Here is an 11,578-nt window from a genome sequence, read left to right on the forward strand (position 1 = left end):
GCCGCTTGCGCGAGCGTTACCGGATTAGCAGCTGTAGTACAGCTCGTATTCCAGTGGGTGTACGAAGGTGCGGACCTTGATTTCTTCTTCGCTTTTCAGCGCGATGTAGGCATCGATGAAGTCATCGGAGAACACGCCGCCCTTGGTCAGGAACGCGCGGCCCTTGTCCAGCTCTTCCAGGGCTTCTTTCAGGCTGCCGCACACCTGCGGGATCTCTTTCGCCTCTTCAGGCGGCAGGTCGTACAGGTTCTTGTCGGCGGCATCGCCTGGGTGGATCTTGTTCTGGATACCGTCCAGGCCGGCCATCATCAGTGCCGCGAAGCACAGGTACGGGTTGGCAGCCGGGTCCGGGAAGCGCGCTTCGATACGGCGGGCTTTCGGGCTGGAAACGTAAGGGATGCGGATCGAGGCGGAACGGTTGCGAGCCGAGTAGGCCAGCATTACCGGAGCTTCGAAGCCTGGTACCAGACGCTTGTAGGAGTTGGTAGCCGGGTTGGTGAAGCCGTTCAGGGCTTTACCGTGCTTGATGATACCGCCGATGAAGTACAGGGCGGTGTCGGACAGGCCGGCATAGCCTTCGCCGGAGAAGGTGTTCTTGCCATCTTTGGAGATGGACATGTGCACGTGCATGCCCGAGCCGTTGTCGCCGTACAGCGGCTTAGGCATGAAGGTCGCGGTGCGGCCGTAGGCGTCGGCAACGTTGTGTACGCAATACTTGAGGGTCTGAACTTCGTCAGCCTTCTTCACCAGGGTGTTGAACTGCACGCCGATTTCGTTCTGGCCGGCAGTTGCCACTTCGTGGTGGTGCACTTCGATGACCAGGCCCATTTCTTCCATGGCGTTGCACATGGCAGTACGGATTTCGTGGTCGTGGTCGAACGGAGGTACTGGGAAGTAGCCGCCTTTGACGCCCGGACGGTGGCCTTTGTTGCCGCCTTCGACGTCCTGGTCGGACATCCACGAGCCTTGTTCGGAGTAGATCTTGAACATCGAGCCGGAGATATCGGACTTGAACTTCACTTCGTCGAAGATGAAGAATTCAGGCTCTGGACCGACGAAGACGGTGTCACCGATACCGGTGGTCTTCAGGTACTCTTCGGCGCGGCGGGCGATGGCGCGTGGGTCGCGGTCATAGCCTTGCATGGTCGACGGTTCGATGATGTCGCAGACCAGGATCAGGGTCGGTTCTTCGGTGAACGGGTCGAGCACGGCGGAGGCGTCGTCCGGCATCAGGATCATGTCGGAAGCTTCGATGCCTTTCCAGCCGGCGATGGAGGAACCGTCGAACATCTTGCCGGCTTCGAAGAAATCTTCATCCAGCGCATCACGAGCTGGCATGGTCACGTGGTGCTGAGTGCCTTTGGTGTCAGTGAAGCGCAGATCAATCCATTTAACGTCATGATCTTTGATGAGTTGAACCGACTTCGACATAGTGTCCTCCGGGGTGGGGTAGAGCTTGCCTGTGCAGCCCTTTAATTTGGGTGATGCCGGGCGCGAATAGTCGGCCAAGGCAACCTGCCTCACAAGGGAGCAAATTGCATGCCAGTGCCCCGAGTTGGGATTTTTGCCCCAAACCCAAGCGTTTTCGGCCGATTTCGCAAATTCACGGCTTTTTTCTGCACTTTAAAGATGCGCTAATCGGGCATGATGCACCATTTTGGCGCACAGAAAACCTTCTGTACAAAAGTTGCTCAAAGCTTGAGCAATTTCCGCTATAATCCGCGCCCCACTTTTTTAGTCGGCACCTCGCGCGCTGTTTTTCATGAAACTAATCGTAAAAGTCTTCCCAGAGATCACCATCAAGAGCCGGCCGGTTCGCAAGCGCTTCATCCGTCAACTGGCCCGCAACATCCGCAACGTGCTCAAGGACCTCGATCCTGCGCTCGCGGTTAACGGTGTCTGGGATAACCTCGAAGTGATCACTCATATCGAGGACGAGAAGGTCCTGCGCGAGATGACCGAGCGTCTGACCTGCATGCCGGGCATTGCCCACTTCCTGCAGGTCGACGAATACCCGCTGGGTGATTTCGACGACATCGTCGCCAAGTGCAAGCAGCACTTCGGTCACCTGCTGGCCGGCAAGCGCTTCGCCGTACGCTGCAAGCGCGGCGGCCACCACGATTTCAGCTCGATGGACGTCGACCGCTACGTCGGCAGCCAGCTGCGCCAGCAGTGCGGCGCCGCCGGTATCGACCTGCGTACGCCGGAAATCGAGGTACGCATCGAGGTACGCGACAAGCGCCTGTACGTCATCCACAACCAGCACAAAGGCATCGGCGGTTACCCGCTGGGCGCGCTGGAGCAGACCCTGGTGCTGATGTCCGGCGGTTTCGACTCCACTGTCGCCGCCTACCAGATGATGCGCCGCGGCCTGATGACCCACTTCTGCTTCTTCAACCTTGGCGGCCGCGCCCACGAACTGGGGGTGATGGAAGTTGCCCACTACCTGTGGAAGAAGTACGGCAGCAGCCAGCGCGTGCTGTTCGTCAGCGTGCCGTTCGAAGAAGTGGTCGGCGAAATCCTCGGCAAGGTCGACAACAGCTACATGGGCGTGACCCTCAAGCGCATGATGCTGCGTGCGGCGACCAACATCGCCGACCGCCTGCAGATCGACGCCCTGGTGACCGGTGAAGCCATCTCCCAGGTGTCGAGCCAGACCCTGCCGAACCTCGCGGTGATCGACTCGGCCACCGAGAAGCTGGTGTTGCGCCCGCTGCTGGCCAGCCACAAGCAGGACATCATCGACCTGGCCCAGCAGATCGGCACCGCCGAGTTCGCCAAGCACATGCCTGAATACTGCGGCGTGATTTCGGTAAACCCGACCACCTGCGCCAAGCGTCATCGCCTCGAGCATGAAGAGAAGCAGTTCGACATGGCGGTGCTCGAGCGTGCCCTGGAGCGCGCCCGCCTGATCTCCATCGATCACGTGATCGATGAACTCAGCGAAGATATCCAGATCGAAGAAGTCAGCCAGGCGCTGGCCGGGCAGGTGGTGATCGACATTCGCCACCCTGATGCCCAGGAAGACCAGCCCCTGGAACTGGACGGCATCGAGGTCAAGGCCTTGCCGTTCTACGCCCTGAACAGTCGCTTCAAGGAGCTGGATGCCACGCGCCAGTACCTGCTGTATTGCGACAAGGGAGTAATGAGTCGCCTGCATGCCCATCATCTGCTCAGTGAGGGACATGCCAATGTGCGCGTTTATCGTCCGACATAAGACGCCGGGGCTATATGGCGGGAGCATCCGCCATCGCCCTCCCGACCACCGGGCCGTTTGAGCGCCATTCATTCATATTCGCCGCCTAGACTGGGCGGCAACCCGAATCCTCTGATCGAGATACACACGTGATCGAAAATCTGCGTAACATCGCCATCATCGCCCACGTTGACCATGGTAAAACCACCCTGGTCGACAAACTCCTGCGTCAGTCCGGCACCCTGGAGCGTAACGAGCTCAACGACGAGCGCGTCATGGACTCCAACGACCAGGAAAAAGAGCGCGGTATTACCATTCTGGCGAAAAACACCGCCATCAACTGGAACGGCTACCACATCAACATCGTCGACACCCCCGGCCACGCCGACTTCGGTGGCGAGGTTGAGCGTGTAATGTCGATGGTCGACTCCGTACTGCTGCTGGTCGACGCTCAAGACGGCCCTATGCCGCAAACCCGTTTCGTGACCAAGAAGGCTTTCGAAGCCGGCCTGCGTCCAATCGTGGTCATCAACAAGGTCGACCGTCCAGGCGCGCGTCCTGACTGGGTTCTGGACCAGATCTTTGACCTGTTCGACAACCTCGGTGCCACCGACGAACAGCTGGACTTCAAAGTCGTCTACGCCTCGGCCCTGAACGGCATTGCCGGTCTGGACCACACCGAAATGGCCGAAGACATGACCCCGCTGTACCAGTCGATCGTCGACAACGTACCGGCTCCTGCTGTTGACCGTGACGGCCCGTTCCAGATGCAGATCTCGGCACTGGACTACAACAGCTTCCTGGGTGTTATCGGTGTTGGCCGTATCGCTCGCGGTCGCGTCAAGCCAAACACCCCGGTGGTGGCTATCGACGTCAATGGCAAGAAGCGCAACGGTCGTATCCTCAAGCTGATGGGTCACCACGGTCTGCACCGCATTGACGTCGAAGAAGCCCTGGCTGGCGACATCGTCTGCATCAGCGGTTTCGACGAGCTGTTCATCTCCGACACCCTGTGCTCCCCGGACGCAGTCGAAGCGATGAAGCCGCTGACCGTTGACGAACCAACCGTTTCGATGACCTTCCAGGTCAACGACTCGCCGTTCTGCGGTAAAGAAGGCAAGTTCGTGACTTCCCGTAACATCAAGGAACGTCTGGACAAAGAGCTGCTGTACAACGTTGCACTGCGCGTTGAAGAAGGCGACTCGGCTGACAAGTTCAAGGTCTCCGGCCGTGGTGAGCTGCACCTGTCGGTTCTGATCGAAACCATGCGTCGCGAAGGCTTCGAAATGGGTGTTGGTCGTCCGGAAGTGATCATCCGTGAAGTCGACGGCGTCAAGCACGAGCCGTTCGAGAACGTCACCATCGACATCCCTGAAGATTCCCAGGGCAAGGTCATGGAAGAAATGGGTCTGCGTAAAGGCGACCTGACCAACATGGTTCCGGATGGCAAGGGCCGTGTACGCCTGGAATACAACATCCCAGCCCGTGGTCTGATCGGTTTCCGTAACCAGTTCCTGACCCTGACCAACGGTGCCGGCATCCTGACCTCGATCTTCGATCGCTACGCTCCGATGAAGTCCGGCCACATGTCCGGCCGTCAGAACGGCGTACTGGTTTCGGTCGAAACCGGCAAGGCCCTGACCTACTCCCTGGAAACCCTGCAGGCGCGCGGCAAGCTGTTCGTCGAGCACGGCCAGGAGATCTACAACGGTCAGATCGTTGGTCTGAACAGCCGTGACAACGACCTGGGCGTCAACCCTACCAAGGGCAAGAAGCTCGACAACATGCGTGCTTCGGGTAAAGACGAAACCATCGCCCTGGTTCCACCTGTTCGCTTCACCCTGGAACAGGCCCTGGAATTCATCCAGGACGACGAGCTGTGCGAAGTCACTCCTAAGTCGATCCGTCTGCGCAAGAAGATCCTCGACGAAGGCGAGCGTACCCGCGCTGCCAAGAAAGCCAAGAACTGAGTCTTAGTTCCGGCTGAATGAAAACGCCCCCGGTCGCAAGACCGGGGGCGTTTTTGTTTGTGCGGGACATGAAACCGGGTTGGCTTCATCGCTGGCAAGCCAGCTCCCACAAGATCATGTACAACCCTGTGGGAGCGGGCTTGCCCCGCGATGCGTTTAGCGGCGTGCTGCAGGTTTTGGGATGTACGCGCAATACCCCGGACGCGGTCCGATCCGCGGATGGTTGCGGCAGGTGTCCGGGCGCTTTTCGTAAATGGTGCACATGCGACTTTTACGGTCCAGGTACAGGCAATCGTCGTTGCTCATCTGCGCCAGGGTGAAAATCCCCGACTTCTGGTTGAAGCGCTGGATGATCCCGTCCTTCTGCAAACGCTTGGCAATGTTCTTCGGCGGCTCGCCCACCTCGAACTCATCCACCACGCCCATGCGGATCAGGTCTTTGATTTTCACTTCCGTCGGCAAGGTGCAGCAGGTCGAGTTGCAGCCTCCGCACATATGGCTTTGGTACTTCTGCCAGGTTTCCAGTCGGTCGACTTCGGCGGCGGCAATCAGGGTCGGTTTCATCGGGCTCAGGCTAGAAGAGTCTTGTGGGCGCGCGATGATACCGGAGTTGATCAAATTGTGAACAACCATTTGCCGCTTTATTCCGGGTTTGTTTGCCGCTGGCCGCAAGAAAGTCGCGAACCAGAGCTTCCCCTCTGTGTCGAACGGTCTAGGCTGAGAAATCTCCATCCGCATTCGTCAACTTGCCCGAGGACGTCGCATGTCTCAGGAACCGCTCGCTCGTGACGCAGAGGTGGCCGCTTTTCGCACCGCTGTGCTGGATAAATTGACCTACGCGGTCGGCAAGGACCCGGAGCATGCCTTCGATCACGACTGGTTCGAAGCCATTGCCCTGGCGGCCCGCGATCACATGGTCGATCACTGGATGGACCATACCCGGCAGATCTACCGCAAGAGCCAGAAGCGGGTGTATTACCTGTCGCTGGAATTCCTGATCGGCCGCCTGCTGTACGACAGCCTGAGCAACCTGGGCCTGCTGGATGTCGCCCGTGAGGCGCTGGGCGGGCTGAACGTCGACCTTGAGCGCATCCGCCTGCTTGAGCCCGATGCGGCCCTGGGCAACGGTGGCCTGGGGCGCCTGGCGGCCTGTTTCATGGAGAGCATGTCGACCCTTGGCATCGCCGCCCACGGTTATGGCATTCGTTACGAGCACGGCTTGTTCCGCCAGGCGGTGGTCGATGGCTGGCAGCAGGAACAGACCGAGAACTGGCTGGATTTCGGCAACCCCTGGGAGTTCGAGCGGGCCGAGGTGATCTACCCGATCAGCTTCGGCGGTAGCGTCGAAACCGTGCACGACGCCGCTGGCCAGCAGCGCCAGGTATGGTGGCCGGCCGAGACGGTGCGGGCGGTGGCCTACGACACGCCGGTGGTCGGCTGGCGCGGGGCCAGCGTCAACACCTTGCGCTTGTGGCGGGCGCGGGCGCTGGAAGAGCTGCACCTGGAGCGCTTCAATGCCGGTGACCACCTTGGCGCTGTCGCCGAGGTGGCCCGCGCCGAAAGCATTTCGCGGGTGCTATACCCGGCTGACAGCACCGAGGCCGGCCAGGAGCTGCGCTTGCGCCAGGAATACTTCTTCGTTTCCGCCTCGTTGCAGGACCTGCTGCGCCGGCACCTGAACATGCACGACAGCCTGCTCAACCTGCCGCAGCAGGCGGCGATCCAGCTCAACGATACCCACCCCTCGATCGCCGTTGCCGAGCTGATGCGCCTGCTCGTCGACCAGCACGAAGTACCGTGGGACACCGCCTGGCAACTGACCGTCGAGACCCTGGCCTACACCAACCACACGCTGCTGCCCGAAGCCCTGGAAACCTGGCCCGTGGGCCTGATGGAACGCATGCTGCCGCGGCACATGCAGATCATCTACCTGATCAATGCCTTTCATATCGACGCCTTGCGCGCCAAGGGCATCCACGACTTCGACGTGCTGCGCGCGGTGTCGCTGATCGAGGAAGACAATGGCCGCCGGGTGCGCATGGGCAACCTGGCGTTTTTAGGCTCGCACAGCGTCAACGGCGTATCGGCGCTGCACAGCAAGCTGATGCGCAGCACCGTGTTTGCCGAAATGCACAAGCTTTACCCCGAGCGGATCAACAACAAGACCAACGGCATCACCTTCCGTCGCTGGCTGTTCCAGGCCAACCCGCAGTTGACCGGCATGCTGGTCGAGGCATTAGGCGCCGATGTGCTCGATGACCCGCAAGGGCGCTTGCGCGACCTTGATCCCTTTGCTGACAAGGCCCCGTTCTGCAAGCAGTTCGCCGCCCAGCGCCTGCATAGCAAGAAGGCCCTGGCCAGCCTGATCCAGGAGCGCCTGGGCATCACCCTCAACCCCGAGGCGATGTTCGACGTGCAGGTCAAACGCATCCACGAATACAAGCGCCAGTTGCTCAACCTGCTGCACACCGTGGCGCTGTACCAGGCGATCCGTGCGGAACCCGGCGCCGGCTGGGCGCCACGGGTGAAGATCTTCGCCGGCAAGGCGGCGGCCAGCTACCACCAGGCCAAGCTGATCATCAAGCTGACCAACGACATCGCCAAGGTGGTCAACAACGACCCGACCGTGCGCGGCCTGCTCAAGGTGGTGTTCCTGCCCAACTACAACGTCAGCCTGGCCGAGAGCATCATCCCGGCGGCCGACCTTTCCGAGCAGATTTCTACCGCCGGCTATGAGGCATCCGGCACCAGCAACATGAAGTTCGGTCTTAACGGCGCGCTGACCATCGGCACCCTGGACGGCGCCAACGTCGAGATGTGCGAGCAGGTCGGCATTGAGAACATGTTCATCTTCGGCCTGACCTCCCAGCAGGTGGAGGCGCGCAAGCGCAGCGGCGACTTTGGTGCGAGTGCCGCGATCGGTGCCTCCCATCGGCTCAACGATGTGCTCCAGGCCATTCGCGGCGGGGTGTTTTCACCGGATGACCCGGCCCGCTATGTCGGCTTGATCGACTCGCTGGTGGCCTACGATCGCTTTCTGGTGTGCGCCGATTTTGACGCCTACTGGGAAGCGCAAATGCGCGTCGAAGAGCTCTGGCACGAGCCCAGGCAGTGGTGGCGCAGGGCGGTGCTCAACACGGCGCGCATGGGTTGGTTCTCCTCGGACCGGACCATCCGCGAGTACGCTACCGACATCTGGAAAGCCCTCGACTAAGCTGCAAGGGCCGGCCCGGGGGGTGAACTCTCGGGCCGATGTGCCGTCTGATCGGCCAAGCGTGTCTGATTGCTCGCTAGCGCTTCACTCTCCCTGTAAACTGCGTGGGTTTTTATTACCCCCTTCCTTCGGAGCCTTACATGTCCCGCGTTACCCTGAGTCGCTATTTGATTGAGCAGACCCGCAGCAACAGTACCCCTGCCGATCTGCGCTTCCTGATCGAAGTGGTGGCGCGTGCGTGCAAGGAAATCAGCCACAACGTCTCCAAAGGCGCGTTGGGCGGCGTTCTGGGCAGCATGGGCACCGAAAACGTGCAGGGCGAAGTCCAGAAGAAACTGGACGTGATCTCCAACGACATCCTGCTTGAAGCCAACGAGTGGGGTGGTCACCTGGCCGGCATGGCTTCCGAAGAGATGGACAATGCCTACCAGATCCCGGGCAAGTACCCGAAAGGCGCCTACCTGCTGGTATTCGACCCGCTGGACGGTTCGTCGAACATCGACGTCAACGTCTCGGTCGGTACCATCTTCTCGGTACTGCGCTGCCCTAACGAGTACCTGAGCCAGAACGAAAGCCTCAACGAGCAGGCCTTCCTGCAGCCGGGCACCAAGCAGGTTGCCGCCGGTTACGCGATCTACGGTCCGCAGACCATGCTGATCCTGACCCTGGGCAACGGCGTCAAGGGCTTCACCCTGGACCGTGAGCTGGGCAGCTTCGTGCTGACTCACGAGAACATCCAGGTACCGGAAACCACCGCCGAGTTCGCCATCAACATGTCCAACCAGCGCCACTGGGAAGAGCCGGTGACCCGCTACGTGGGCGAGCTGCTGGCCGGTGAGACCGGTCCGCTGAAAAAGAACTACAACATGCGCTGGATCGCCTCGATGGTTGCCGATGTGCACCGCATCCTCACCCGTGGCGGCCTGTTCATGTACCCGCGCGACGCGCGTGAGCCGTCCAAGCCGGGCAAGCTGCGTCTGATGTACGAAGCCAACCCGATGTCCTTCATCATCGAACAGGCCGGCGGTGCTTCCACCGACGGTCGCCAGCGCATTCTCGACATCCAGCCGGAGAGCCTGCACCAGCGCGTGGCAGTGTTCCTCGGCTCCAAGCAGGAAGTCGAGCGCGTTACCGGTTATCACAAGGAGTAAATCATGCTCGCACCTTGGCAGCCGTTGCTGGAGTGGTGGTTTGGCTGGGGCACCAGCCCCCAGGATGTGGCTGACGAGAAGAGCACCTTGTGGTTCGGCAAGCACCACGACGACGAAGCGCGCGAGCGCTTCGGCGACCTGGTCGAACAGGCGCTGGCCGGTGGCCTCGATGAGTGGCTGCAAAGCCCGCAGGGCTGGCTCGGTCTGGTGTTGCTGCTCGATCAGTTGCCGCGCATGATCCACCGCGACACGCCGCGCGCCTTCGATGGCGACCGCCGTGCCCAGGTGCTGGTGATGCAGGGGCTGGACAAGGCCTGGGATTACCAGCTGCTGCCGATCCAGCGGGTGTTCATCCTGCTGGTGCTGGAACATGCCGAAGTGCTGGACTGGCAGAACATCAGCGTCGAGCGTTATCAGCTGTTGCTCGCTGCCCAGCCGGATACGGATCGGCGCTTGTTCGAAGGTTTCCTCGACTATGCCGAGCAGCACCAGCGGGTGATTGCCCGCTTTGGTCGCTTCCCGCACCGCAATCTGCTGCTGAATCGGCCGAGTACCGATGAAGAGATGGATTTTCTGCTGGAGCCGGGCTCAAGGTTTTGAGTTGAATTCATCGCTGGCAAGCCAGCTCCCACAGAGATTTGCATTGCTTGTGGGAGCGGGCTTGAACTGGTCAACAGATTTTGGACACCGGTTTAGGTTCATGCCGCAACCTTGAGCTTTTTCTCCATGGCTACCGGGGTTTCATAGCCGTTGTAGCTGTGGAGACGCTTAAGGTTGTAACGCATCAGATAAGCCTGGATGTCTAACTGTGCTTGCGCTTCGGTTTCGTAACCTTCTGCTGGCATCCACTCAGACTTCAATGCACCGAAGAAGCGCTCCATGACGGCGTTATCCCAGCACTGGCCTCGGTGACTCATGCTCTGTTCCAGACCGTACTCCTCAAGAGCAGCCCTGAATTTATGGCTGGTGTACTGACAACCCTGATCCGAGTGGAACATCACTCCAGCCGGTCTACCTCTAGATTCGACCGCCATTCGTAGCGCCTCGCAGGCAAGCCGGGCATCGGCGATCATTGAGAAAGCCCAGCCCACCACTCGGCGAGCATACAAGTCGATCACAGCCGCCAAGTACAGCCAACGCTTGCCTACCTGGATGTAGGTGACATCGCCGCACCACACCTGGTTGACCGTCGAGACGTTGAAGTTTCGCTTGAGCTGGTTACTCGCGATCAATGCTTCTGTGCCCGATGATCGGTAACGATGCGGCCTGCGTTGCTTGCATTGCAGACCGGCTTCCTTCATCAGCATACGTACCTTGTATCGCCCGGCTTTATGGCCAGCACGACGCAATTCCCGAACCAGCGTTCGCGACCCAGCAGAGCTACGAGAGGCCTTGAAAAGGCTGGCCATCGTTGAACGCAGATCCTCTCTGACCGGATCCTTTCGTCCCTGGCGTTTTCGCCATGCGTAGAAACTACTGCGCCGAACTCCAAGGACGCGACAGCAGTCGAAAACACCAAATTGCTCACTCAGTTCGTTGATCAGCGAGAACGATCCTTGGAGTCCCGAAGCAGGAGAGCACTGGCCTTTTTTAGGATTTCGATATCCCGGTCCTTTTGCCGGACTAGCGCTTCCAGCTCCTGGATTCGCTGCTGCTCTGGAGTGATGGCCTTCGCGCCGACCGGTGTTTGACCTTCTCGTTCCTGGCGCAGTTGCTCGACCCAGCGACGAAGCGCGGTCCGCCCTAGACCAAGGCTCTCGCAGACATCAGGGACTGACTCACCATCGTCCAGCACCATCTCGGCAGCTTTGATTTTGAATTCGTTCGAGTAAGATTTTCGCACTGATTTTGCCTCCAATTGGGCGCCATAATAGCGCCCGACGAAGGTGTCCAAAATCATTAGGCCAGTTCAGCTTGCCCCGCGATGAGGCCAGTCCAGCCAACACATCATGCGGCGCCTGGATTACGACCGCTGCGCGCTCGATCGCCGGCAAGTCCGGCTCCCACAGGATTGGCGGTGCTCCCAGGGGCAGTGCAAGACCTGTGG

General features: G+C 60.0%; 8 protein-coding genes. 5 read left to right on the plus strand and 3 right to left on the minus strand.

The features are described 5' to 3' along the window. Positions 1 to 24 precede the first annotated feature (24 nt). Complete coding sequence (gene glnA, locus JV241A_RS01115; protein ID WP_010222298.1) at positions 25 to 1,431, minus strand: glutamate--ammonia ligase; 1,407 nt, start codon at positions 1,429 to 1,431, stop codon at positions 25 to 27. A 331-nt stretch (positions 1,432 to 1,762) separates the two neighbouring features. Between glnA and thiI the strand changes: the two genes are divergently transcribed. Both thiI and typA read left to right on the plus strand, forming a co-directional pair. After that, positions 1,763 to 3,217: a tRNA uracil 4-sulfurtransferase ThiI gene (thiI, locus tag JV241A_RS01120; protein ID WP_134061225.1), complete on the plus strand. Its 1,455-nt coding sequence runs from the start codon at positions 1,763 to 1,765 to the stop codon at positions 3,215 to 3,217. 128 nt (positions 3,218 to 3,345) lie between these two features. Then, positions 3,346 to 5,166 (plus strand): translational GTPase TypA, encoded by a 1,821-nt coding sequence (gene typA / locus JV241A_RS01125; RefSeq protein WP_115089301.1) that lies wholly within the window; start codon positions 3,346 to 3,348, stop codon positions 5,164 to 5,166. 156 nt (positions 5,167 to 5,322) lie between these two features. Here the strand turns inward: typA and JV241A_RS01130 are convergent, their stop codons facing one another. Continuing rightward, on the minus strand, positions 5,323 to 5,730 hold the full coding sequence (locus JV241A_RS01130) for a YkgJ family cysteine cluster protein (protein WP_233673577.1): 408 nt from the start codon (positions 5,728 to 5,730) through the stop codon (positions 5,323 to 5,325). 199 nt (positions 5,731 to 5,929) lie between these two features. Here JV241A_RS01130 and JV241A_RS01135 point away from each other — a divergent pair, with 199 nt between their 5' ends. The 3 genes from JV241A_RS01135 to JV241A_RS01145 all read left to right on the plus strand — a co-directional run bounded on the left by JV241A_RS01135 (position 5,930) and on the right by JV241A_RS01145 (position 10,131). Further along, positions 5,930 to 8,380 (plus strand): glycogen/starch/alpha-glucan phosphorylase, encoded by a 2,451-nt coding sequence (locus JV241A_RS01135; protein ID WP_115089297.1) that lies wholly within the window; start codon positions 5,930 to 5,932, stop codon positions 8,378 to 8,380. Positions 8,381 to 8,520: 140 nt separating this feature from the next. Continuing rightward, positions 8,521 to 9,531 (plus strand): class 1 fructose-bisphosphatase, encoded by a 1,011-nt coding sequence (locus tag JV241A_RS01140; protein WP_045193898.1) that lies wholly within the window; start codon positions 8,521 to 8,523, stop codon positions 9,529 to 9,531. Positions 9,532 to 9,534: 3 nt separating this feature from the next. Continuing rightward, the gene (locus tag JV241A_RS01145) at positions 9,535 to 10,131 is read left to right on the plus strand and encodes a DUF924 family protein (protein ID WP_115089295.1); all 597 of its coding nucleotides are present in this window, start codon (positions 9,535 to 9,537) and stop codon (positions 10,129 to 10,131) included. A 98-nt stretch (positions 10,132 to 10,229) separates the two neighbouring features. On the opposite strand, the gene JV241A_RS01150 is transcribed toward JV241A_RS01145, so the two are convergent. Continuing rightward, positions 10,230 to 11,431 (minus strand): IS3 family transposase gene (locus JV241A_RS01150; RefSeq protein WP_240047820.1). Its coding sequence is split into 2 segments (ribosomal slippage): positions 10,230 to 11,125 and positions 11,125 to 11,431, totalling 1,203 coding nucleotides; the frame shifts between segments, so codons are not numbered across the junction. Positions 11,432 to 11,578: the final 147 nt, after the last annotated feature.

Origin of the sequence: Pseudomonas sp. JV241A (assembly GCF_900275665.1) — a bacterium.
Taxonomy (GTDB): Bacteria; Pseudomonadota; Gammaproteobacteria; order Pseudomonadales; family Pseudomonadaceae; genus Aquipseudomonas; species Aquipseudomonas wadenswilerensis.